The sequence below is a fragment of the Limimaricola cinnabarinus LL-001 genome (assembly GCF_000466965.1).
Lineage (GTDB): Bacteria > Pseudomonadota > Alphaproteobacteria > Rhodobacterales > Rhodobacteraceae > Limimaricola > Limimaricola cinnabarinus.
The window spans coordinates 21,714-44,555 of the sequence record NZ_BATB01000013.1; the positions used below are offsets into that span (position 1 = coordinate 21,714).

Annotated in this window: 20 protein-coding genes and 1 pseudogene; 14 read left to right on the plus strand and 7 right to left on the minus strand. The window is 64.0% G+C overall.

The genetic code is table 11. The features are described 5' to 3' along the window. From MBELCI_RS06865 to MBELCI_RS06885, 5 genes are all read left to right on the plus strand, one after another. Positions 1-969: a carbohydrate kinase family protein gene (locus tag MBELCI_RS06865; protein WP_021693439.1), complete on the plus strand. Its 969-nt coding sequence runs from the start codon at positions 1-3 to the stop codon at positions 967-969. A gap of 64 nt (positions 970-1,033) precedes the next feature. Further along, entirely contained in the window at positions 1,034-1,987 is a 954-nt protein-coding gene (locus tag MBELCI_RS06870; protein WP_021693440.1) for a substrate-binding domain-containing protein, read from the plus strand. 72 nt (positions 1,988-2,059) lie between these two features. Beyond that, positions 2,060-3,559, plus strand: coding sequence for a sugar ABC transporter ATP-binding protein (locus MBELCI_RS06875; RefSeq protein WP_021693441.1), 1,500 nt, complete (start codon positions 2,060-2,062; stop codon positions 3,557-3,559). Positions 3,560-3,587: 28 nt separating this feature from the next. Next, positions 3,588-4,571 carry an ABC transporter permease gene (locus MBELCI_RS06880; RefSeq protein ID WP_045319809.1) on the plus strand — a complete coding sequence of 328 codons (984 nt, stop codon included), beginning with the start codon at positions 3,588-3,590 and terminating at the stop codon, positions 4,569-4,571. Between the two features lie 64 nt (positions 4,572-4,635). Beyond that, positions 4,636-5,577, plus strand: coding sequence for a sugar-binding transcriptional regulator (locus MBELCI_RS06885; protein ID WP_021693443.1), 942 nt, complete (start codon positions 4,636-4,638; stop codon positions 5,575-5,577). A gap of 326 nt (positions 5,578-5,903) precedes the next feature. Here MBELCI_RS06885 and MBELCI_RS06890 read toward each other — a convergent pair whose 3' ends face one another. Genes MBELCI_RS06890 through MBELCI_RS06905 form a run of 4 tightly spaced genes read right to left on the minus strand, consistent with a single transcriptional unit; the run spans position 5,904 to position 10,129 of the window. Beyond that, positions 5,904-7,178, minus strand: a complete 1,275-nt coding sequence (locus MBELCI_RS06890; protein WP_021693444.1) for a TRAP transporter large permease — start codon at positions 7,176-7,178, stop codon at positions 5,904-5,906. A 9-nt stretch (positions 7,179-7,187) separates the two neighbouring features. Then, a complete protein-coding gene (locus tag MBELCI_RS06895) occupies positions 7,188-7,697 on the minus strand; it encodes a TRAP transporter small permease (RefSeq protein WP_021693445.1) in 510 nt (169 codons plus the stop codon). Positions 7,698-7,718: 21 nt separating this feature from the next. After that, positions 7,719-8,711, minus strand: a complete 993-nt coding sequence (locus tag MBELCI_RS06900; RefSeq protein ID WP_021693446.1) for a TRAP transporter substrate-binding protein — start codon at positions 8,709-8,711, stop codon at positions 7,719-7,721. 47 nt (positions 8,712-8,758) lie between these two features. Next, complete coding sequence (locus MBELCI_RS06905; RefSeq protein WP_021693447.1) at positions 8,759-10,129, minus strand: amidase; 1,371 nt, start codon at positions 10,127-10,129, stop codon at positions 8,759-8,761. A 283-nt stretch (positions 10,130-10,412) separates the two neighbouring features. On the opposite strand from MBELCI_RS06905, the gene MBELCI_RS06910 reads away from it, so the two are divergent. Next, positions 10,413-10,898: a RidA family protein gene (locus tag MBELCI_RS06910; protein ID WP_235047584.1), complete on the plus strand. Its 486-nt coding sequence runs from the start codon at positions 10,413-10,415 to the stop codon at positions 10,896-10,898. Here the strand turns inward: MBELCI_RS06910 and MBELCI_RS19195 are convergent. The 3 genes from MBELCI_RS19195 to MBELCI_RS06925 all read right to left on the minus strand — a co-directional run bounded on the left by MBELCI_RS19195 (position 10,889) and on the right by MBELCI_RS06925 (position 13,474). Beyond that, positions 10,889-11,833 carry a LysR family transcriptional regulator gene (locus MBELCI_RS19195; protein ID WP_021693449.1) on the minus strand — a complete coding sequence of 315 codons (945 nt, stop codon included), beginning with the start codon at positions 11,831-11,833 and terminating at the stop codon, positions 10,889-10,891. The genes MBELCI_RS06910 and MBELCI_RS19195 overlap by 10 nt on opposite strands. A gap of 103 nt (positions 11,834-11,936) precedes the next feature. Continuing rightward, positions 11,937-12,497 carry a carboxymuconolactone decarboxylase family protein gene (locus MBELCI_RS06920; RefSeq protein WP_021693450.1) on the minus strand — a complete coding sequence of 187 codons (561 nt, stop codon included), beginning with the start codon at positions 12,495-12,497 and terminating at the stop codon, positions 11,937-11,939. 38 nt (positions 12,498-12,535) lie between these two features. Further along, the gene (locus MBELCI_RS06925; protein WP_021693451.1) at positions 12,536-13,474 is read right to left on the minus strand and encodes a LysR family transcriptional regulator; all 939 of its coding nucleotides are present in this window, start codon (positions 13,472-13,474) and stop codon (positions 12,536-12,538) included. 107 nt (positions 13,475-13,581) lie between these two features. On the opposite strand from MBELCI_RS06925, the gene MBELCI_RS06930 reads away from it, so the two are divergent. The 8 genes and pseudogenes from MBELCI_RS06930 to MBELCI_RS06965 all read left to right on the plus strand — a co-directional run bounded on the left by MBELCI_RS06930 (position 13,582) and on the right by MBELCI_RS06965 (position 22,838). Then, positions 13,582-14,946 carry an acyclic terpene utilization AtuA family protein gene (locus tag MBELCI_RS06930; RefSeq protein WP_021693452.1) on the plus strand — a complete coding sequence of 455 codons (1,365 nt, stop codon included), beginning with the start codon at positions 13,582-13,584 and terminating at the stop codon, positions 14,944-14,946. Next, positions 14,943-15,311: an AtuA-related protein gene (locus MBELCI_RS06935; protein ID WP_021693453.1), complete on the plus strand. Its 369-nt coding sequence runs from the start codon at positions 14,943-14,945 to the stop codon at positions 15,309-15,311. Before MBELCI_RS06930 ends, MBELCI_RS06935 begins: the two co-directional genes overlap by 4 nt. Continuing rightward, complete coding sequence (locus MBELCI_RS06940; protein ID WP_021693454.1) at positions 15,308-16,270, plus strand: TAXI family TRAP transporter solute-binding subunit; 963 nt, start codon at positions 15,308-15,310, stop codon at positions 16,268-16,270. Before MBELCI_RS06935 ends, MBELCI_RS06940 begins: the two co-directional genes overlap by 4 nt. 81 nt (positions 16,271-16,351) lie before the next feature. Continuing rightward, complete coding sequence (locus MBELCI_RS06945) at positions 16,352-18,241, plus strand: TRAP transporter permease (RefSeq protein WP_021693455.1); 1,890 nt, start codon at positions 16,352-16,354, stop codon at positions 18,239-18,241. A gap of 5 nt (positions 18,242-18,246) precedes the next feature. Further along, positions 18,247-19,188, plus strand: coding sequence for a 3-hydroxyacyl-CoA dehydrogenase NAD-binding domain-containing protein (locus MBELCI_RS06950; protein ID WP_021693456.1), 942 nt, complete (start codon positions 18,247-18,249; stop codon positions 19,186-19,188). 163 nt (positions 19,189-19,351) lie between these two features. Continuing rightward, a pseudogene (locus tag MBELCI_RS06955) lies at positions 19,352-20,308 on the plus strand (acetyl-CoA C-acyltransferase); the annotation flags it as partial. 349 nt (positions 20,309-20,657) lie between these two features. Then, positions 20,658-21,692: a LacI family DNA-binding transcriptional regulator gene (locus tag MBELCI_RS06960; RefSeq protein ID WP_021693459.1), complete on the plus strand. Its 1,035-nt coding sequence runs from the start codon at positions 20,658-20,660 to the stop codon at positions 21,690-21,692. A 279-nt stretch (positions 21,693-21,971) separates the two neighbouring features. After that, positions 21,972-22,838, plus strand: a complete 867-nt coding sequence (locus MBELCI_RS06965; protein ID WP_081698496.1) for a sugar ABC transporter substrate-binding protein — start codon at positions 21,972-21,974, stop codon at positions 22,836-22,838. The last annotated feature ends 4 nt before the right edge of the window (positions 22,839-22,842 follow it).

A 22,842-nucleotide genomic window follows, 5' to 3' on the forward strand; every position in this document is an offset into this window, starting at 1 on the left:
ATGCCCCATGACTACGCCTCGATGGGCTTTTACACCTACGATTGCCTCGGTTGGCCGGTCGCCTCGATCCCGCCCGGTGGCGGCACCATACTGATCGATGACCTGACCATTGCAGTCTCTGGCGCCGCCGGGACCGCTGCCATCGCCGCCGCAAGGCTCGGCGCGTCAGCGTCGGCCATTGGCGGGATCGGGCAGGACATGATGGGCGATTGGGTGCTGGAGCGGATCGCGGGCTTCGGCATCGACGTCTCGGACCTCGTGCGCTGCCCCGGCACGCCGACCTCCAGCTCGATCGTGCTGACCCGCGAGGACGGCTCGCGCCCGGCGCTGCATCTCAAGGGAGCGACCGGCGCTTTCACTGTGCCCCACGACCGCTTTGATGCGGTCACGGATGCGAAGATCTTTCATCTGGGCGGCGTCGGATTGATGGACGCCATGGACGGTGCGCCCAGCGCGGCATTGATGGCGCATGCCAAGGCGCGCGGTTGCATCACCACGGTCGATGTCTTCGCGGGCTCGCCCGATGACCTGCCGGACGTGGCGGCCGTGCTGCCCCATACCGACTATTTCATTCCCTCGGTTGAAGAGGCTCAAGCGCTCACCGGGCTGACCGATCTCGGCGCGATGGCGCGTTTTTTCATCGAGCGCGGCGCGGCCTGCTGCATTTTCACCCTCGGCGGCGACGGGGCCTATTACCATCACCGCGACGGCACCGTCTTCACGGTCCCCGCCTTCGAAATCACCCCCAAATGCACCTGCGGCTGCGGCGACGTGTTCAACGCTGGCTTCGCGGTGGGTCTGTTCAATGCCATGCCGCCGCGCGAGGCGGTGCGCTTCGCGCAGGCCTGCTCGGCGCTCAACGCCACGGGCCTCGGCAGCCAGGCGGGCATCACCGACATGCCCGCCACGCTCGATTTCATGAACAGCTGCTCGGTGCGGAGACCCGCCCAGCTGGCTGCGGCCGAATAGCGCCGCGTTTCGTCACCAGCGCGGTCGGAGGAGGGTCGCGCCTCGTTTTAGGAAGGAGACTACCATGACAAATTTCAAGGCCGGCCTCGCGGCCACTGCGCTGATCGGCGCGCTTGCGGCCCCCGCGTTCGCGCAGGATCAGGCGGAGTTGATCACCCCGATCGAGGAGAAGCTCACCTTCATCTTCATCCCCAAGGTGATCCACCCCTGGTACGACGTGGTGCGCGCGGGCGCCGAGTACGCCGTCGAGGAGCAGGCCAAGCGCGGCGTCGAGATCGAGATGATCTGGGACCAGCCGCCCATGGCCGACGTGGCCGATCAGAACCAGCGCATCGAGGCCAACATCGGCCGTCAGCCCGACGGCATGGCCATCGCCTGTCTGGACCGGGCCACCAACGTCCAGCTCATGAACGAGGCGGTCGAGGCCGGCGTCAACGTCGTCAACTTCAACTCCTTCTGTGACGACGCCTTCCCCTTCATCGGCCCCAAGTCGAGTGTTCAGGACGGCTACGATCTGGGCGAGTACCTGGCCGAGGAGCTGGGCGGCAAGGGCAAGGTCGCGATCCTGTCGGGCAGCTTGACCGCGTCGGACCATGTCGAGCGCATCACTGGCTTCAAGGACGCGCTGTCCAAGCACCCCGAGATGGAGATCGTCTTCGAGCAACCCGACGACGACATCCTCGAAAATGCCGTTTCGCTGACCGAGAACCTGCTGCAGGCGCATCCCGACATCGACGGCATCTTTGCTTCGAACGCCTCCAACCCGATCGGTGCGGCACGGGCGGTCAAGAACGCCGGCAAGGCAGGTGAGGTCGCCATCGTTGGCATGGACGATCTGCCCGAGGCGGTCGAGTTCGTCTGCGACGGCACGATCAACGCGCTCAAGGCGCAGCGCCAGTGGGACATGGGCTACTGGGCCATCACCTACATGGTCGCCCTGAACGAGAACCACACCATCCCGATGTTCCACAACACCGGCTCGCGCTTCCTGACCAGCAAAGACTGCGGCAACAGCTAATCGCGAGGTTCCTCCCCGAGGGCCGGGCGGCGCGCCGCCTGGCCCCAATCCCCCGTTCAGGAGCGAGAGGCCATGACCCAGTCTGCCGACATCCCGGTCTTTGAGGCACAGAGTATCACCAAGCGGTTCGGACCGATCACGGCGCTGCGCGACGTGTCGATTTCAATCCGTGCCGGCGAGGTGCATTCGATCATCGGCGAGAATGGCGCCGGTAAGTCGACGCTGATGAACATCTTCTGCGGCAAGCTGCGCCCGACCGAGGGCGAATTGCATGTCGATGGGCAGTCGCTGATCTTCAACACGCCGCTCGAGGCGCAGCGCTACGGCATCGCCATCGCGCCGCAGGAGATCAACCTCGTGCCGCACCTGTCCGTGGCCGAGAACATCCTGCTGGGCGCGCATCGCGGACACGCCGCCGCGATCGACTGGGCCGCCACTCGCAAGGAGGCGGCGCGTTATCTGCACGAGGTCGATGACGACATCGACTCGCGCCAGCGCGTGTCGCAGCTCTCAAAGGCGCAGCAGCAGCTCGTGCAGATCGCCCGCGCCGCGGCCACCCGCGCGCGCATCCTGATCTTCGACGAGCCGACGGCGGCTCTCACCTATCGCGAGACCGACAAACTCATGGCCTATATCCGCCGGATCACGGCCGAGGGGGCGTCAGCCTTCTATATCTCGCATCGTCTCGACGAGGTGCGCGACCTGTCGCAGCGCATCACCGCGCTGCGTGATGGGGTCAACGTCGGCACCATCGGCCCCCAGGAGGCGAGCCGGGAGCGCATGGTCTCAATGATGGCAGGCCGTCCGCCCAAGACCCTGAGCCGCGAGCGGCGTGACTTCGATGCGGCACCTGTCGTGCTTGAAGTCGAGGGGCTGAGCCGACGCGGAGAGTTCCGCGATGTCTCCTTCGCGCTGCGGCGCGGCGAGATCCTCGGCGTGTCGGGGCTGATCGGCGCGGGGCGCACCGAGATGGCCAAGTGCCTGTTCGGAGCGACCCGGTCCGAAGCGGGCCGGGTGCGGCTCGACGGCAAGGAGGTCGCCTTTCGCGCGCCATATGAGGCGATCAGCGCGGGGCTGATCTATCTGCCCGAGGAGCGAAAGCAGGAGGGCATCTTTCCGCTGCTGTCGATTGCCGAGAACACGGCCCTGCCGACGCTCGATCGCTTTGGCGGGATGCTCACGATCCGTAACCGCGAGATGTTCGACGAGGTAGGCAAGCTCGCGGCGCTGCTCAAGGCCAAGTTCGGCTCCCTGAAGGATCCGATCACCAGCCTGTCGGGCGGCAACCAGCAGAAATTCATCATCGCGCGCTGGCTGATGCGCGATGCCAAGGTGCTCATCATGGACGAGCCGACGCGCGGCATCGATGTGAATGCCAAGGCCGAGATCCAGGCCGTGCTGCGGCAGCTGACTGAGGAGCGGGGTCTGTCGATCCTGCTGATTTCCTCGGAGATGGAAGAACTCCTCGACGTCGCCGACCGGATTCTCGTGATGCACGAAGGCCGAGTGAAGGGCGCGCTCGATCACGACGAGGCGACCCAGGAAGGTCTTCTCGAACTGGCGATGAGCTGAGACAGGAAAGTTTGATATGATGCAGGACATGACCACTCGGGCGCCGGCTGAGGCGCGTATCTACGGGCCAAGGCAGGCCCTCGCCCGGTTCTGGCGCTGGGAGGCCAGCGGCATTCTCGTGGCGCTCGTCGTGCTCGTCGCGGCGCTCTCGCTTGCGACGGACAACTTCCTGTCGACCTACAACATGTCGGTGGTGGCGCGGCAGGCGGCCTTCGTAGGGCTGGTGGCGCTGGGCCAGACGCTGGTGCTTTTGGTCGGGGGCATCGACCTGTCGGTCGGCGCGGCGGCCGGTCTGTCGGCCATCGTCGGCTCGATCGCACTTACCCAATGGGGCATCCACCCCTGGCTGATCATCCCCTTCACCATGGGCTTCGGCTTTCTCTTGGGATCGGTCAACGGGGTGTTCGTGGCAGGGCTCAGGCTCAACCCCTTCATCGTGACCTTGGCCACCTGGGAGATTTTCGCGGGCCTCACCCTCGTGATCACCAAGGGCTACCCGATCCGCCCGCTCGGGCCTGAATTCACCGTCTTTGGCCAAGGTAAACTCTTCGGCCTGCCGCTGCCCGTCGTGATCTTTCTCGCCATCGCGGTTCTGCTGATCTGGATGCTGAGCCAGACCCGGATAGGTCGCAATGTCTTTGCCGTGGGCGGCAACCGCGACGCGGCCCTTCTGGCAGGCATACGGGTGAGACGGGTCGAATTTCTGGCATTCGGTCTCGCGGGCAGTCTCTCGGCTCTGGCGGGCATCCTGTTCGCGAGTCGCATGGACGCGGGTCAGCCTTCGGTCGGCGAGGGCTGGCTGATGGGCGCGATCACCGCAGCGATCCTTGGCGGCACCTCGTTGCGGGGCGGACAGGGCTCGATCGTCGGCACCGTGCTGGGCGCCCTGCTGCTCGCGGTGCTGGCCAACGGCACCGTGCTGATGAACGTCTCGGGCTTCTGGCAGCGGGTCATCGTCGGTGGCGTGGTGCTGATCGCGGTGCTGGTCGACCTGCTGCGGCGGCGCGACTGACAGCGTCTGGCAGGACAAGGCTCGCGGCGCTAGAACGGTGCCGTGAGGAGAAGGGGACAGGCGCTTGGCTGGCAACGACTCGACCGAAGATCTCAGGACCCGTGTCGCTTGGCTCTACTATGCCGAAGGCATGACGCAGGACGAGGTTGCTCAGGCGGTCGGGCTGACACGGGCGCGGGTGCTGCGCATCCTTGCCAACGCCCGCGCCGACGGGACGGTACAGATCCGCGTGACCACCAAGATGTCGCGCTGTGTCGAGCTGGAGCGGCGACTCGAGGAGAAATGGGGGCTCGATCGGGCCATCGTCATCCCCGACCCGCAAGATCAGGCGCTAATCCCCAAGCTGATCGGCCAGGAGCTCGGAGCGATGCTCTCCCAGGAGGTCCGCCCGGACACCTCGATCGGCCTCGGTTGGGGCCAGACCCTGACCAGCGGTGTGCCGTCGATCGAGCCGCGCGACGCGGCGGGGGTCAAGGTCGTATCCCTCTTGGGGGGGCTGACCCGGGTAGAAAAGGTGAACCCGTCAGAGTTCGCATGGCGCGTGGCCGACCGGCTATCGGCAGAGTGTTACCTGATGGCCGGTCCGGTCTTCGCGCCGACCTCTGAGATCCGCGACGCGCTTCTCGCGCATCCCGGGATCGCCGAGATCATCGAGCGGGCGGGCCGGTTGGATCTCGCGATCCTGTCGCTGGGCGATCTCACACCGCATTCGATCTTCGTCCAATACGGACTTCTGAGCAGCGAGGAGATTGCGTCGCTGGAACGGGCAGGGGCGGTGGGCGACGTGCTGTGCCACTTTGTCGACGCCGAGGGACAGGTGGTCGATCACCCCGTCAACCGCCGCGTTCTGGCCGTCGATCCGCGGGACCTGCGTTCGTCGCGCCGCATCGTGCTGGCCTCTGGAGGCTGGCAGAAAGTCACGATCATCCGAGCCGCTTTGCGGATGTTGTCGCCGGCCATGCTGATCACCGACGAGACGGTTGCCGCGCGGTTGTGCGAGAGCTGAAGACGCGACCTCTCGTCAGTACAGCCCTGTGTTCGTGCCGTGCGGGAGATGGCGCGTAGAGGCGTTGCGGCAAGGTGTCATTCCTGATGGTCTCGCGCTACAACCTCGTCGCCCGGTGCTGTCGATACGGACCTGCCAAGCTCGGTCAGAGCCGGTGCGGCGCGAAAGTTAGCCGCCGTGTTCCATGCCAAACAGGCGAGGTTGGCTTCAAGCTTTGCCCGCGCTGCCCACTTCGCGGGACTATGTCCCTAGAATAAGTTGGTGAAACCGTCTGCTTAGATATCTTGATGAAACACTCCACTCAGGGGGCTGAGCGGAGTGTCGGATCAGTACATTAGGTTTGGCAGAACCATGCTGATGGCGGGGATGTAGGACAGCAGGATCAGCGCCAGCAGCATCAGCAGGATTGTCGGCAAGGTGGCGCGGAAAACCTCGCCCAGGCTCATTTTCGCGACCCCCATTGCTACGAAGAGGTTCAACCCTACCGGCGGGGTCAGCATCCCGACCGAAAGGTTCACCAGCATGATCACGCCAAAATGGATCGGGTCCACCCCGAACTGCTGGGCGATCGGCATCATCAGCGGACCAAGGATGATGATCGCCGAGGCGCTGTCGAGAAAGCAGCCCGCGAGCAGCAGGATTACGTTGAACAAGGCGATCACGAAGAACGGGTTGTCGGTGCTCGACAGAACGTAAGCCGCGAGATCGCCCGGCGTGCCGGTGCTGGCCAGCAGCCATGAGAAGGCGGAGGCGCCCGCCGTGATCAGCAGCAGGGGCCCGGAAATCAAGCCGGTGCTGCGCAGCACCTTCAGCGTGTCGGTCAGGGAGATGCTGCGATACACGACTGCGCCCACGAACCATCCGTAGAGACAGGCCGCGGCGGCGCTCTCGGTGGGGGTGAAGACGCCCGAGTAGATGCCGCCCAGCAGGATAACAGGCAGACCTAGGCCCCAAGCGGCGCGACGCATTGCCGCGAGGATGCTGCGCACCGAAGGGTAGGCGTCGCGCGGATAGCCCTTGCGCGCCGAGTACCACGTCGCGAAGCCGACCAGCAGCCCGCCAATTAGCAGTGCTGGCAGCAGCCCGGCAGCGAACAGCTGGCCCACCGAGGTGCCAGTGACTGAGCCGTAGATAATCAACGCGATGGAGGGTGGCACGATCGGTCCCAGCGTGCCTGCCGTGGCGATCAGTCCGATCGAGAAGCGGCGGTCGTAGCCGGCCTCGACCATAGCCGGGAACAGGATTGATCCGATAGCGATCACAGTGGCTGGGCTGGAGCCAGAGATCGAGCCGAACATCAGGCAGGCAACCACCGCCGCCGCAGCTAGCCCGCCGGGTAGCCAGCCGATCAAGGCACGGGCCAAGCCTATGAGCCGGTCCGACAATCCGCCGATCCGCATCAGCTCAGCCGCCAGAATGAAGAAGGGAATGGACATGAGCGAGAAGTTGTTCATGCCCGAGAACATGCGCATCGGCACGAGCACGGGGTCCATTCCACCCCAGAAGTAGAAGACGGCCGCTACAGCGAGAGCCAGAGCAGCAAAGATCGGCAGACCGAAGATCAGGAGGCCGAAAAATACGGGAACGAGAGCGCCAACCATTTTCGGTCCTCAGCTGGTTTTGATGTCGACTTGTGGCGGCTCGTAACTACGTCCGCTGACGAGATCGCGCAGGACCAGCAGGTAGCGAAGCATCATGAAAACGCCGGCCGTGGGAATGACGGCATAGATGTAGCCGACGGGAATGCGCATCGCCGGCGAAAGCTGGCCCATGCGCGAGGTGTTCAGCACCAGCTTGCCACCGTACCAGACCAGCACGGCAGCGAAGACCAGACCGAGGCAGGCTGCCCCGATCTGGAGGACCTTTCCGGTGCGGGGACCCGCGAAGGCATAGACCGCTTCGACACTGATATGCGAGGCATAGCGCACCCCCATCCCCATGGTCAGAAAGCTCATCGTGATAAGCGAGTAGAGGATGAGCTCCTCTGACCAAAAGAGAGAGTTGTTGAAGACGTAGCGCGCGATCACCTGCAGGATGGCGACGAGAGTGGCAACCAGGACAAGCCCGGTCACCAAGACTCCCTCGATCCAGTCGACGATGCGATTGAGCCAGACGATCATGTTTTCAGGTCCCCGATCCGATCATTCGCCCTTGGCTGCGGCCAGCGCCTTGTCCATTAGTTCAGGCGTGACCTTGGGACGAAACTCGTCATAGATCGGCTTGGAAGCCTCGATGAAGGCGGCGCGGCCTTCGTCCGACAGCTCGGTGATCTCGATTTGGTCGGCGATCTGATCGAGAATCTTGGCCTCGTCCTCGACTGTGAACTCGCGCGCCGCGTCGCGGCCCACGATCATCGCGTCCTCGACCACCGTTTGCAGATCCTCGGGCAGGCTCTCCCACGCCTGAAGGTTCATGACGGCCGCATAGGTGTGATAGGCGTGGTTGGTCATCGTCATGTAGTCCTGCACCTCGTAGAACTTCATCGAGGCGATGTTGGCCAGCGGGTTTTCCTGACCTTCGACGACGCCCTGCTGCAGGCCGTTGTAGACCTCCACATAGGCCATTGCCGTGGGGTTTGCGCCGTAGGCGCGATAGGTGGAAAGGATCGTCGGGGCCTGAAGGGTCCGCATCTTGATGCCGTTCAGATCATCCGGCCCGGTGATGGGACGGATGTTGTTGGTCATGTTTCGAAAACCCGCGCCCCACATCGCGATGCCGTGCAGGTTGTTGCCCTCGAGCGTGCCCAAGAGTTCGGTGCCCACTTCGCCATCGAGCACACGCTTCATCGCGTCGTCGCCTTCCATCAGGAACGGCAGGTCGAAAAGGTACATCTGCTCGTTGAAGTTGGCGAGGTTGCCGGTGGGCGGAATGGAGATATGCACGAGGCCCATCTGGGTCTGCTCGATGATCTCGACGTCGCCGCCGAGCTGCGCGGCGGGGCGGATGTTGATTTCGATCCGGCCGTCCGAATTCTTCTCGACCTCTTCCTTGAACACGACCGCGGCGCGGGCATTGGGCGTATCTTCGGTCAGAACATGTGCGAAGGTGAACTCGAAATCCGCAGCGACAGCTGCGGTGCTGAGCAGGGCAGTGGCTGCAACGGTCAGCGAAATCTTGATGGTTTTGAAGGGCATGTCTTTTCCTGTTGGTCAGTTTTTTATTTGGCTGAAGTGGTCACGGGTCAGAGCGGCGGCGGACCCAAAAGGTCGGAGGCCGCGCCCAGCACCGCCTCCACCCCGAGACTGGCGGCGAGAAGCCGCTCTTCCTGATGGGGCGGGGCGATGATCTGAAGGCCGGTGGGAATGCCATTTCCGTCCAATCCGGTCGGAAGAGTCGTGGCACACCAGCCCAAGAGATTGACGATGGCGGTGTTACGCAGCGCCATCATGTTGGCTTGGCGGTAGATCTCGGGGTCCTCGAGATCGGCCAGCAGCGGCGCCGTAACGGGCACGGTCGGTGAGACCAGCAGGTCCACGCCCTCGAAGGCCCGCGCGGCCGAACTTCCGCATTCGGCCAAGACCGCGCGGCGCTGCAGATAGTCGGAAGCGGTGATCTCGTTGGCCTGGTCGACCCGCACCCGGACCGCGGGGTCGAGATGCGCGATGCGTTCAGGAAACTGGTTCTCAAGGAAGCCACGCAGCTCGGGTGCGCCGAGGCCGCCGCGCCGGAAGATATCAAGAACGCGGTCGAGATGCGGCACCTCGACCTCTACCAACCGCGCGCCGGCCGCTTCCAGTCTGGCCAAGGCCACCTGCGTGTTCTCCGCAATGACGGGATCGATTCCGTCCCAGACGACGTTGCGGATGATGCCGATCCGCAAGCTGCCGACGTCGCGCGCGCCCACGCGGTCGCGGTTCTCGATCGCGGCAAAAAGAAAGCTCAGATCCTCGATAGAGCGGGCCAGAAGGCCGGGCGTGTCCATCGAGGGCGACAGCGGCACGATCCCCTCCAGCGACCAACGGCCAAAGGTGGTCTTGAGCGCGGTCTGCCCGGTGAATGAGGCGGGGATGCGTACCGAGCCAGCAGTGTCGGTCCCCAAGGCTGCCAATGCACTACCTTGGGCCAATGAGACGCCGGCGCCGGAGCTCGATCCGCCAGCTGCGCGCGGCGCGCCCGGCTCAGACCACGGGTTCACCGGCGCGCCCCAGTGCGGATTGGTGCCCAGACCGCCAAAGGCGAACTCCACAGTGTGGGTCTTGCCGGTCACGAGGCCGAGTTGATCTAGGATTCGCCGCACGAGCGGGCCTGGACGGCGCCACTCTTGGGGAAACTCGGTATCCGTGCCGCCGAAGACGGGCAGGCCAGGCACGCCGTAGAGGTCCTTGATCGAGACGGGCAGGCCCATCATCGGGCCGAGATCGACGCCGGTGCGCAGCAGGGTCTCCACGGCCCCGGCTTGCGCGGCGGCGCGGTCGCCGGCCCATGTCCGATAGGCGTTCAGGCGGTCTTCGGTCGCCTCGTAGCGCGCCCCGGCCTCAGCCATGAGGGCCACGGCGGCGAGGGTCCCGTCCCGCAGCCTGCCAGCGATCTGTTCAAGCGAAGCCTGAGGCACCTTTGGTCATCCCTATCGGTTGATCTGTTGCGTCATCCTTATGCAGGGCTTTCCGTAACGCCACTCCCCTGTTCAGGCCTCAAAAGCCGTCGTAGCCCAGAGCGATACGTGAGGCGGAGCGGTAAGTTGCTGTTCTTAAAGTGGTAAGAAACATTTACCGCGGTGTGTTCGGTCGTGTCCTGTTGTCGGTCCGGCAACGCTTGGTTGCCGCCTGCGTTCTCGTGGTCATTCCCGAAATGCCTAGTTTGGCCTCGATACATCGCAGCGCATTGGAGGCCGCCCCTTGGCACATGAAACAGAACGTCGACTGAACGAGATGGGCATTATTCTACCCCGCCGCCCGAAACCGATCGGGAATTACGTGCCCGGCGTGGTGGTGGGCAACATGCTCTACACGTCTGGGACGCTCGGCACGAGGCCCGACGAGAACGACGATGATGTACTGCCCTATGTCGGGCGGGTGGGCTCGGATCTCACTATTGAGGAGGGATACGCCTCTGCGCGGCTGATGGCGATCAACCACCTCGCCATGATGAAGGCAGTCCTCGGTGATCTGGATCGCGTGAAGCGTATCGTGAAGATGATCGGCTACGTGTCATGTGCGCCGGATTTCTATGAGCCGCACAGGGTCCTCAACGGGGTCTCAGACCTGTTTGTCGCACTATGGGGCGAGGAGAACGGCCGACATGCGCGGGCCGCCCTGACCCAGCACGTGCTGGGCTTGAACGCCCCGGTCGAGGCCGACATCACTGTCGAGCTTCACGCCTGACCGGCCCGCAGGCGGGCGAGAAGTGTAGCGTCGGATTTCTCGCCCTCTGCGAAGACGGAAAGGATTGAGGCAATGAAAGCCGCACAGGCGGGGGAGCGATGCTGCCCACGCCGCACCACGGCATAGATAAAGCGATGTTCAAATTCGCCGCAGCCGAGATTCAGGGGAAGGAGCTCTCCGAGTTTCACCTCGCTCAGGACCGCCTGCAGTGGCAGGTAGACGATGGCATTGTTGCGGATGGCGTGCCGTACGAGGAAGTGGAACTGGTCGGCGACCACGATTGAGTTGGGTTTCCGCCCGATCTTGGAGAAAGCGCGATTGAGCAGATGATGAATGCCGAAGCCCGAGTCGGGCATGACGCAGGGCTGTTCGGCCAGATCATCGAGCCGAAGGCGACGCCCGTCCGCCAGCGGATGCTTGGGCGGTGCCAGCGCCAATAGCGGCTGGCGCCACTGGCCGACTGTCTCGATCCCCTCATGGGTATAGTGGTCGTAGACGAAGCCGATCTGCGACAGGTGCTGTTCGACCGCTTCCAGCACACGTTCGCGACCGCGGATCCGAACCCGGAACTCGACTTTCGGATGCTGCGTCCGGAAGCTGGTAATATGCCCTGACAGGAACGGGTCGGTGATGCCTTCGACCGTCGCGATCGATACCGTGCCAGCCTTAAGGTCGTGTAGATCGGCGATGTCGCCCTTCGCCACCTCGATGCGGTTGAATACCACGGCCAAGTGCTCGACCAGCACCTGACCGGCTTCGGTCAACTCTACGCCCTCGGCTCGTCGGTCAAGGAGTTGCCCCCCAAATTCATGTTCGAGTTTCACGATCTGACGGCTGATCGCCGAGGGAGAGACATGCAGCCGCTCTGCCGCAAGGCGGATGGATTTGAACCTGGCTACGTGAAGAAAATACTGGCCGGCTGTCAGGTTTATCATGTAATGCGTATATCCTGAATAAGCCCGGCCATTCTCTGCGGGGAGCAGCAGAGCCTAATCTAGCTGCGCACTATATAGAGAATGGATGGGCGTCGACTTTGTCTCAACTTTCGGAAAACGGATCCGTTTCTTCGGCGGGGAGAGGTACCTCGAAGGCATTGATCGTCATCGAAATGAGCGTGTAGTATCCTAGGAGGCCAACCAGTTCGACCGCGGCTTGCGTTCCGAACATGCTAACGACACGCGAATGGACTGCTTCGTCGGCGATATGCTGTCGGTGGAGTTGGTTCGCGAAATCATAGATCGCCAGCTCGTCCTCCTTCTTGAATTCAGGCTCACGGCCCAAACGGATGGCCTCGATCACATCGTCCGAAAGTCCGGCGCTGCTGGCGATTGGCGCGTGGACCGCCCATTCGAACCCGGACTTCCAGAAGGCTCCTGTCACCAAGATGGCCAATTCCGACAGGCGCGGCGGCAGTACCGTGTCATAGCGGCAAAAGGCACCGAGCGCTTGCGCCCGATCGGCCAGTTCAGGCGATTGCAGCCAAACGCGAAGCGGGCCCTGCACCAGCCCGCGTTTGCCGCCTACAATCTGCGTGAAGACCTCACGCTGCCGGGAGGTAAGGTTCTGTTCATCGAGGTCCGGGTGGCGGTTGATCGGCATGGCGGGGTCTCCGTGTAGGGGGTATTGGACAAAGTGAATTATTGGGCGGCCGGCCGGAAACTGATTTCAGCCGCGAAATTGGGGAAGGGGTTGCGGGCACCAATGCCTAGCAACTCTTGCAGGAACGCCTCGGCGGCGACCGAAGGGCTGTGCCGCAGTCGCAAAAGACCCAACGTGCGCCGGGCTACAGGGCTGCCAAGCGGCCGCCATTCGAGATCAGGTCGAAGCACTACGGGCAGGCATAGCGCCGGTAAGGCGGCGAGGGCATAGCCCGCCGCAACCAGCCCGGCGATCGTAGCCAAGTGATTGACCTCGCTCAGGAAGCGCGCCCCGATCCTGGCCTCGGCGAAGGTGAAGTCGGTCAGCCGACGTACGCTCGTGGTCGATGTCATCGAGACAAGGGGATGGCGGCTGAGTGCCTCCCACGAAATGCGGTCATGTCCGGCCAAAGGGTGATCATGGCGCAAGAGGGCTACGAAATTGTCATCGAGTAGTGGCAAGAACTCGGTCTCCGCGCTATCGTCGGAGCCCACGGAGATGCCGAAATCGACCCGGCCCGAGCGCACCAGTTCGATGACCTCGCCCTGCAACACGTCGTGGATCTCAAGCTTCACACCAGGATGCTTGCGGGTGAACTCAAGCACCACCGGCGGCAAAAGCCCCGCCGCGATCGATGGAAGTGCCGCAAGCGCGACCCTGCCGCGCCGAACCGCTGTCAGATCGGCCATCTCCTCGAACACGCCGGTCCAGTTGCGCAAGAGCCCGCTGGCCATTGGCAGAAAGGCTTCGCCCTCCGCAGTCAACTTCACCCGTCGCGAGGTACGGTGAAACAGCCTGACGCCTAGAACCTCTTCCAGCCGCTGAATCGAAAGGCTGAAGGCCGGCTGTGAGAGGCCGAACCGGCGAGAGGCTTCGCTGAAGCTGCCGGTCTGCGCCAGCATCAGAAACGCTTCGACTTGCCGGATCTGCGCAGTCATTTGCGGGCCTTATAGGTTTATTGAATCTATCAATTCGACAAATAGGATAGGCGCGACCAACATGTTCGGCAATCGCCAAGTGATGCGATCGTTGGGAGGGGGCCGGAATGAGCGAGCACGAACTGCAACCTTACCGGATTGGTTGCGGCGCAGGTTTTGCCGGAGACCGGATCGATGCCGCGCAGGCCGTGGTCGCTGCGCTGGCCGAAGCGAATGGGCCGGCATGCCTTATCTTCGAAATGCTAGCCGAGCGGACGCTTGCCTTGGCCCAGCTCGACCGCGCCGCTGGCCGTCCCGGCTATGATGCCACGATCCTCGACAGGCTCGCTCCGGTTCTGGAGATTTGTCTCGAACGCGGCATCCGCATAGTCGGTAATTTCGGCGCTGCAGCGCCGGAGGCCGCGGCCCGCGCCATCCTCGATCTGGCGGGGGAGCTCGGCTGCCGAATGCCGCGCATCGCTGTGGTCGAGGGCGACGATCTCATGGGCCCCGAAGCTGATCCTGGCGCGGCCGCTCTGCTCGCGGCTTGCCTGCCCGATGCGGCGGCACCGATGAGTGCGAATGTCTATCTCGGAGCCGCCGAAATTGCAGCGGCGCTGCGCGATGGCGCAGATATCGTCGTGACCGGCCGCGTCGCCGATCCGGCTCTCGCGCTGGGCCCGCTTGTCGCGCATTATGGCTGGTGCCTCGATGATCACGACAGGATCGCGGCGGGCACGATGGTTGGGCATCTTCTGGAATGCGGCGCGCAGGTGAGCGGCGGCTATTTCGCCGATCCCGGTTACAAGGACGTGCCGGGGCTGCACGAGATCGGTTTTCCGATCGCCGAGGTGGCGCGTGATGGCGGCTGCGTCATCACCAAGCCCGCTGGCAGCGGCGGTCTGGTCGATACGCGCAGCGTCACCGAACAACTGCTCTACGAGATCCACGATCCGGCGGCATATCTGACACCGGACGTCATTCTCGATCTGAGCGACGTTGATCTGGTGCAGGAAGGCCTCGACAGGGTCAGGCTGAGCGGCGCGCGCGGCCATCCCGCACCCGAGACCCTGAAATCCACCGTCTGTTACGCCGGCGGCCATCTTGGCGAGGCTGAAATTTCCTATGCCGGGCCGAATGCGCAGCGGCGCGCACGCGCGGCGCTTGAGGCGGTAACACGGCGGCTTCCCGAAGGCCTCGACTGGCGCGGCGACCTGATCGGGGCGATCAGCGTGTTCGGCGATGATGACAACGCGCATCTCTGCGCGGAGTGGGAAGATGCCGACGACATCCGTCTGCGGCTTGCCGTCTCGGCGCCAGATCGCGCTGAGGTGGAGCGCGCGATGCATGAATTCGGCGCGCTCTATACCTGCGGGCCGGCCGGCGGAGCGGGGCTACGTGTCTCGATCCGGCCGCGGGTCTATACCGGCGCGGCGCTGATCCCGCGGCGCATGGTCCGTCCAAGCTGGCGTTTCGTGGAGGCGGCGGCATGAGCGGCATCCCACGAATATTGCACGACATCGCCCATGGGCGCAGCGGCGACAAGGGCGATCGCCTGAATGTCAGCGTCATCGCCTATCAGGCGGCAGATTACCCGATACTCGTCGCACAGCTGACCGAGGAGCGCATCGCTTCGCTGTTCGCAGCCCGGCATCCGACAGCGGTGCGTCGCTACGAGCTGCCGCGACTGGGGGCGCTCAATTTTGTCATCGACGGCGTGCTTGATGGCGGTGTGAACCAGAGCCTCAATCTCGACGGGCATGGCAAAAGCCTGTCCAGCCGGGTGCTGGGGCTGACCATCGATTTTCCGGCCGGGAGGGCCGGGATAAGCGATCTCAAGGAGGAGGAGACAACATGAAACTCGGGACCATCTCGACCCTGTCGCTGGCGCTGCTGGCCGCGGGTACCGCGCAGGCGCAGGACACGCGCCTACTGATCGGCTCGACCTCGGCTTCGTCGAGCCAGTATGGCTACTTCGTGGCGCTGGGCCAGCTGATCAACGACACCGTCCCCGAGGTCTCGGCCTCGGTGGCCGAAACCGGGGCGACCATGGATAATCTGCGGCGCATGCAGCGCGGGCAGGTCGATCTCGGTCTGGTGACGACCAATATCATCCAGCACGCCTGGAACGGCACGCAGGAATTCGATGGCGCGCCGCAGGAGGCGCCGCTGCTATGGGTTTATTCCCCCGCGCCGCAGAACGTCGTGGTGCGTGAGGATGTCGGCATCGACAGTCTAGCCGATCTGGCAGGGCAGCGGTTCAACCCCGGCATCCGCGGCTCGGCCACCGAGGCCACGGCCGAGAGCGTCTTTGCCACGCTCGGCATCGCCCCCGACTGGGTGCGCGGATCGACCACGGATGTTGTCGATATGATCAAGGACAACCGGGTAGGCGGCTACGTAAAATCCGGCGCCGGCAGCCGGCTCGACGCCTCCTCGCTCGACATCTCGACCTTTACGCCAATTGAGGTCATCTCACTCACCGATGAGCAGGTCGCCATGATCGAGGCCGAGATGCCAGACATTTCGGTGGTCGAGATCACTGAGGCGGGCGAGGGGATCGCGCCCTACAAGACTTGGAGCTTTGCGCTCGCGGTCTCGGCCACGCCCGAGATGGACGAGGAGATTGCCTACCAGATCACCAAGGCAGCGATGCAGGACGAAACTGTGCAGCGCAACGCGCTCGCGGCGCTGGCCGAATACGACCTGACCGAACTCACTATGCAATATGGCACGGTGCCGCTGCATCCGGGTGCGGCGCGGTATTTCGAAGAGCAAGGGGTCGAGATCCCCGAGCGGATGCGCCCGGCGCAGTGAGCTGGCGGCCGGGCCGCCTCGGCCCGGTCGACCCGACGACGCATGCGGTGCGATTGACGCGTGCCGCCGGAGGAGAAGCCGATGCGCAACACAGCCGCCAAGAGCCTTGCCGTCCTGACCGGCCTGTTCGTCCTCTACACCTCGGGTGCGGGGCCGTTCGAGAGCCTTGTGCAGCGGGCGCTATTCCTAGGTCTGGTGGTGACACTGGGCCTGCTGATGTATCCGCTGTGGGAGGGACGCCGGATCCGGTCGCTAGGCATCGTGCTCGACGGCGCGGCAGCGGTCGTGACATGGATCGGGTGCGGCTACATCGTCGTGAACTACGACGACATCATGAACGCGCTGCCTTGGGCCACCACCGCAGATCTGGCAATGACAGCTGGTTTGGTCGTGGTGCTGCTTGAGATCGGGCGGCGCGTGGTCGGGTTGATCTTTCCTGTGCTGGTGTTCGCCGGCTTGGGCTATGCGCTGCTGGGGCATCATATTCCCGGCATGCTGGGGCACCGGCAGTTCGATCCCTATTTCGTCACCGAGACCCTCTTTCTCGGCGATCTCGGCATCTGGGGATCTCTGGTCAGCGTCGCGGCCACCGTGATCGCCGCCTTCGTACTGTTTGGGGCGGTGCTGCTCCATACGGGTGGCGGCCAAACTTTCATGGATCTCGCGATGCGAATGGGCGGGCAGAGCCCCGGCGGCGCGGCCAAGATGGCGACCATCGCCTCGGGGCTGTTTGGCATGGTGAGCGGCAGTGCGGTCGCGAACGTGGCGACGACCGGAAATTTCACCATCCCATTGATGAAGCGACTGTCCTATCCTGCGCCCTTCGCAGCGGCGGTCGAAGCGGTGGCTTCTACCGGCGGCCAGCTCGCGCCACCGATCATGGGCGCGGCGGCATTCGTCATGGCCGAGATCCTCGGACTGAGCTACGTGACGGTGATGGTCGCGGCGATCCTGCCTGCGCTTCTGTTCTACCTGTCGGTCTTCATGACAGTGCATGTCGTGTCGCTGCGCCGCGGGCTCAGGATCGTCGACCGCTCCGACATCCCCGACTGGTCTGCGATCCTGCAATGGCGTCGGGTGCTGCCGATCCTGGCGGCGCTGGGCGGTCTGTTTTGGGGCATCTTTGACGGCCGCTCCGTGCAGAGCGCGGCCTTCATCGGCATCGTGGCACTGCTTGTCGCCTATCTTGCCACCAGCATAGGCCAGCGCGGCCCGTGCGAGATTGGCCGCCAGCTTCTGGCCGCGCTCGATGATGCCGGGCGCGGCTTGGTGATCATCGGCGTCCTGCTGGCAGGGGCGCAGATCCTCGTGGCGATGATCAACCTCACCGGCATCGGCGTGACTCTCTCATCGCTGATCGTGGCTCTGGCGGGAAATTCCACCGTTCTGGTCGCGCTTATCGTCGGACTGATCTGCTTGGTGATCGGCATGGGCCTGCCAACCACCGCGGCTTATGTCTTGGTCGCAGCGGTCCTCGCGCCCGCCCTGACGGCTGTCGGTGTCCCGCCTCTGGCGGCCCACATGTTCGTGTTCTACTTTGCAACCATCTCAGTGATCACCCCGCCTGTCTGCGTTGCGGTGTTCGTGGGGGCGGGCATCGCGCAGACGAACTGGCTGCCAGCCGCACGCGAGGCGGTGCGTCTGGGCGCGATGACCTATGTGGTGCCGTTCCTGATCCTGATTTACCCGGGCATGATCGGGCAGGGCGGGACACTGGCGGTAGCCAACGCCCTGTTCACTGGGTTGGTCTTGGTCGTGGCGATCCCGTTCCTTCTGGGCCGCATGCCGCTCACCGGTCGGCGCGCCGGTGATGTGGCGATCTATCTTTTCGTCATTGCGCTTGCGGTAGTGCCTCATCCTCTGGCGCCCCTCGTCGCGGCCCTGATCCTCGCCGCTGGCTGGATGCTCGGACGGCGCAGTGCTGCCGCCTTGGAACCGAACGACGGCACCCGCGCCGCCCCACAGGAATGAATGTCATGAATCTTCCAGACCCTTCGGCCGTCACGCGCACGGCGATCCTCGGCACCGGCCTGATCGGCGCAAGTTGGGCCGCCCTATTCCTCTCTCGCGGCCTGCATGTCCATGCCATCGACCCCGCGGAAAGTGCCGAGACACGGCTGCGTGATACGGTCACCGAAATGTGGCCCAACCTCGTCGCATTAGGTCATGCCGATGCGCCGCCGGATTTTGCGAAGCTAACCTTCGCGGCGGCCCCCGGGGCGGAACTAGCGGAGGTCGAGTTGGTGCAGGAGAACGCACCCGAGAAACTCGATCTAAAGCGGGCGCTGTTGTCCGAGATCGAGGCATGGCTGTCGCCTTCGGCAGTGATCGCCTCATCGACCTCGGCACTGCTGATCGGCGATATTCAGTCGCAGGCCCGCCACCCTGGTCGCTGCATCGCCGCACACCCCTTCAATCCGCCGCATATTCTGCCGCTTGTGGAGTTGTCAGGCGGGCCGGAAACCGACGATGCAGTGCTCGATTGGGCCATGAGCTTCTACGTCGCCATGGGCAAGAAACCGGTGCGCCTGCGCCGGCAGATCGAAGGCCATATCGCCGGCCGACTTGGCGCTGCGATGTGGCGCGAGGCGGTCTCATTAGTCGAGCTGGGGGTCGCCTCGGTCGCCGACATCGACGCGGCCGTGCGCTTTGGGCCAGGCCCGCGCTGGGCAGTGGCTGGCTGCCATATGGTCTACCACATGGGCGGCGGCGCGGGCGGGATTGGCCACTATCTGGCTCATCTCGGCGACAGCCAAGAGCGCCGCTGGAGCAGCCTCGGAACGCCGCGTCTTGATGCAACACTGCGCGATCGCATCACTAAAGGTGTCGAGGAGGAGGCAGGACAGTGTTCGGTTGCCGAACTGGCGGCCGAACGCGACCGAAGGCTCGTCGAGATGCTTCGACTCGTCGGGGAATGAGGCCGTAGCGGAGCTGGCCGAAGCCGCGCTGGCGCGCGTCGGATCTGCCCAGCGCGTCCTGTGGCCTCGGTTTCTGGTGACTGCCGCACTTCGAACTTATGGAAGGGCCTAGTCTGTGGGGAACGGTCAGCAGCATCAAGGAGGGGATGCAGAACGACGCCCCGTGCCGGGCACGACGATGAACCGGCTCTGCGGCTCTGGCATGGACGCGGTGATCACTGCAGCGCGCGCCATCCGCGCCGGCGAGGCGGAGCTGATCGTTGCCGGCGGCGTCGAGAGCATGTCCCGCGCGCCCTTCGTGATGGGTAAGGCCGAGACCGCCTTCTCGCGCTCGGCCGAGATCTTCGGCACCACCATCGGCTGGCGCTTCGTGAACAAGCTGATGAAGGCGCAATACGGCGTCGACTCGATGCCGGAGACGGCCGAGAACGTGGCGGAGGATTTCTCAATCAGCCGCGAGGATCAGGACGTCTTCGCGCTGCACAGCCAAGTCAAGGCTGCCGAGGCCATTGCCTCGGGGCGGCTGGCGCGCGAGATCACGCCGGTTGAGATTCCACAGCGCAAAGCTGATCCCAAGATCGTCGACACCGACGAGCATCCCCGCGCCACCTCGCTCGAGGCCTTGGCCAAGCTGCGCGCCCCGTTCCGCGAGGGCGGTTCGGTAACAGCTGGCAACGCCTCTGGCGTCAATGACGGCGCGGCGGCGCTGGTCATCGCTTCCGCCGAGGCGGCGAAGAAGCACGGGTTGACCCCGATCGCGCGCATTCTCGGCGGTGCCACGGCGGGCGTCGCGCCGCGCATCATGGGCTTTGGCCCCGCGCCCGCCTCGAAGTAGCTGATGGCGCGGCTCGGGTTGACGCCGGACCACTTCGCGGTGATCGAGCTGAACGAGGCCTTCGCGAGCCAGGGGCTAGCAACGTTGCGTGATCTCGGCATCGCCGATGACGACGCGCGGGTGAACCGCAATGGCGGCGCCATCGCGCTCGGCCATCCACTGGGGATGTCGGGTGCCCGGATCACCGGCACCGCCGCGCTCGATCTGAAATCGGGCGAGAAGTCGCTCTCGACCATGTGCATCGGCGTGGGTCAGGGCATCGCCGTGGCGTTCGAAGCGGTGTGAGATAGAGCCGCAGCGGGATCCGACTTCGGGCCGACTGGAGACGACGCCTCTTTTCGAGCAGGGTTGGCAGCTTCAAGGGGTTGGCGGTGTCCAGCGGTCACGAATAGGGACGAGCATGGCCATGAATAGGCTTTCTATGAAACCGGGCCGATGGTCGGCGAAGGTCATTGGAGCCTATGTACGGTGGTCGCCAGCGGAACGCAGTCCCATGTGGCTGTGGTCGAGATTAGCCCTTCAATCGGTCTTCAGGCCAGTAGGATGCCCGAAGAGGGACGGTAGCACTAGCGCTCAGCTCCGATGACGGATTATCATCATGGATGACAGATATTCATCTTGAGGACGGGCTTTCATGGCAAGACGACCGACCATCGCTGATGTGGCCCGGACCGCGCAGGTCAGCCCCGCTACAGTAGACCGCGTGTTGAGCGGGCGAATGAAAGTGCGTGAGGAAACCGCTCGAAAGGTCCATGAAGCGGCCGAAGTTGTGGGTTATCACGCCGCTGGCGCAATCCGGCAGCGACTACTGAGCGACAGGCCCGAGCTGCGCTTGGGCGTGGTGCTGCAAAAGGAGCGGCATGCCTTTTACCAGGATGTCCGGCAGGAGTTCGAGACGCAGGCGCGTGCCATGATGACGCGCAATGTGAAGCTCGAGATCCGCTTTGCGCAGACCACCCGGCCGCAGGAGCTTGCCGAGATCCTGAGGGGGTTGAAGGGGCGCGTGCAGGCGGTGGCCTCGACCGGGATTGATCACCACGAGGTCACCTCGGCGGTGGCCGAACTGCGCGAGGCGGGAATCCCCACCTTCTCGCTGCTGTCGGATTTTGCCCAAGGCGTGCGGGAAAGCTATTTCGGCATCAACAACCTCAAGCTCGGACGCACCGCAGGGTGGCTGATTTCCAAGATCGCACCGAGGCCTGGCAAGATCGGCGTCTTCATCGGCGCGCATCGCTACCACGGGCATGAGCTGCGCGAAACCGGACTGCGCAGCTTCTTTCGCGAGCTTGGCGGCGGCTTCGAGCTGCTGGAGACGCAGGTCAACCTGGAGACACGCGAGCTGACCTACGAAGCCACCAGCGAGCTTCTGTCGCGCCATGCGGATTTTGCCGGGCTTTATGTGGCCGGGGGCGGCATGGAAGGGGCCATCACCGCCTTCGAGGAGCAGCGCGCCCCGGGCGAAGCGGCACTGCTGGTGAACGAACTCACGCCCGAATCCTATAGCGGCCTGCAAAAGGGCATCGTGTCGATCGTGTTCGGCACGCCTCTGCGCCCGATGGTTGCCGATCTGCTTATGGTGGCGGCGAGTACGGTCGAGAATGGAATGGCCGAGACGCCGGGGCAGAGGTTTTTTCATCCCCGCATCTACACCCCAGAATCTCTGACTTGATTAAATAACATCATAATGGCGTCATAATGCGTCAAGAATGATGTGAAATTTGCCATCATCAAGATTGACCGGATCACCTCTCTTAACCGAGGATGACGCTGCGACATGGAGGTGTCGCGGGACTGGGGCCGAGAGAGCCCAGGCTCGAGAAGGCCCGCAGGGGCCGCCAAGCGCGGGCAGCCGCGCGTTCTGGGAGGACAAGATGAAGAAGTTACTGATTTCGACAGCGATCGCCGCGTCGATGGCCGGGGCCGCATCTGCCGAGACGGTCGCGTTTCGATGGCGCTGTTCGACGACAACTTCCTGACCGTGCTGCGCAACGGCATGATCGAGACCGCCGAGGAAATGGAGGGTGTCGAGATCCAGGTCGAGGATGCGCAGAACGATGTGGCCAAGCAGCTTGACCAGATCAACAACTTCATCGCCAGCGGCGTTGACGCGATCATCGTCAACCCGGTCGACACCTCTGCTACCGAAGCGATGACCAACGCCGCGGCCTCGGCCGGAGTGCCCTTGGTCTTCGTCAACCGCCAGCCGATCAACGTCGATGCGCTGCCTGACAATCAGGCCTTCGTGGCTTCCGACGAGCGCGAGAGCGGCACGCTGGAAACCAGGGAGATCTGCCGGCTGCTGTCCGAGGAGGGCAAGGACCCGGCACGAGTCTATGTCATGATGGGCGAGCTGTCGAACCAGGCCGCCGTGGTGCGCACGCAAGACATCCACGACGTGATGGAAAGCGGCGACTGCGAGGTCACGCTCGAGATCATCGACGAGCAGACGGCGAACTGGAGCCGCGACGAGGCGCAGGACCTGATGACCAACTGGCTCTCGACGGGCGAGCCCTTCGACGCGCTGATTTCCAACAATGACGAGATGGCGATCGGTGCGATCCAGGCAATGAAGTCCGCCGGAATCGCCATGGACGAGGTGATCGTCGGCGGCGTCGACGCGACACAGGACGCTTTGCAGGCGATGGCGGGCGGCGATCTCGATGTCACCGTGTTCCAAGATGCGGCCGGGCAGGGCGGCGGCGCTCTCGACGCGGCGCTCAGGCTCGCGCGCGGCGAGGATGTCGACCAGAAGGTCTATGTCCCGTTCCAACTGGTCACGCCGGAGACCATGGACCAGTACATGTCCAAGAACTGATCCC

Coding starts and splice junctions, on each gene's coding strand:
- MBELCI_RS06965 (WP_081698496.1), top strand. CDS start 21,972: ATGGCGCTGTTCGACGACAACTTCCTGACCGTGCTGCGCAACGGCATG.
- MBELCI_RS06950 (WP_021693456.1), top strand. CDS start 18,247: ATGAATCTTCCAGACCCTTCGGCCGTCACGCGCACGGCGATCCTCGGC.
- MBELCI_RS06925 (WP_021693451.1), bottom strand. CDS start 13,474: ATGACTGCGCAGATCCGGCAAGTCGAAGCGTTTCTGATGCTGGCGCAG.
- MBELCI_RS06865 (WP_021693439.1), top strand. CDS start 1: ATGCCCCATGACTACGCCTCGATGGGCTTTTACACCTACGATTGCCTC.
- MBELCI_RS06880 (WP_045319809.1), top strand. CDS start 3,588: ATGACCACTCGGGCGCCGGCTGAGGCGCGTATCTACGGGCCAAGGCAG.
- MBELCI_RS06890 (WP_021693444.1), bottom strand. CDS start 7,178: ATGGTTGGCGCTCTCGTTCCCGTATTTTTCGGCCTCCTGATCTTCGGT.
- MBELCI_RS06900 (WP_021693446.1), bottom strand. CDS start 8,711: ATGCCCTTCAAAACCATCAAGATTTCGCTGACCGTTGCAGCCACTGCC.
- MBELCI_RS06935 (WP_021693453.1), top strand. CDS start 14,943: ATGAGCGGCATCCCACGAATATTGCACGACATCGCCCATGGGCGCAGC.
- MBELCI_RS06920 (WP_021693450.1), bottom strand. CDS start 12,497: ATGCCGATCAACCGCCACCCGGACCTCGATGAACAGAACCTTACCTCC.
- MBELCI_RS19195 (WP_021693449.1), bottom strand. CDS start 11,833: ATGATAAACCTGACAGCCGGCCAGTATTTTCTTCACGTAGCCAGGTTC.
- MBELCI_RS06870 (WP_021693440.1), top strand. CDS start 1,034: ATGACAAATTTCAAGGCCGGCCTCGCGGCCACTGCGCTGATCGGCGCG.
- MBELCI_RS06945 (WP_021693455.1), top strand. CDS start 16,352: ATGCGCAACACAGCCGCCAAGAGCCTTGCCGTCCTGACCGGCCTGTTC.
- MBELCI_RS06875 (WP_021693441.1), top strand. CDS start 2,060: ATGACCCAGTCTGCCGACATCCCGGTCTTTGAGGCACAGAGTATCACC.
- MBELCI_RS06895 (WP_021693445.1), bottom strand. CDS start 7,697: ATGATCGTCTGGCTCAATCGCATCGTCGACTGGATCGAGGGAGTCTTG.
- MBELCI_RS06940 (WP_021693454.1), top strand. CDS start 15,308: ATGAAACTCGGGACCATCTCGACCCTGTCGCTGGCGCTGCTGGCCGCG.
- MBELCI_RS06960 (WP_021693459.1), top strand. CDS start 20,658: ATGGCAAGACGACCGACCATCGCTGATGTGGCCCGGACCGCGCAGGTC.
- MBELCI_RS06930 (WP_021693452.1), top strand. CDS start 13,582: ATGAGCGAGCACGAACTGCAACCTTACCGGATTGGTTGCGGCGCAGGT.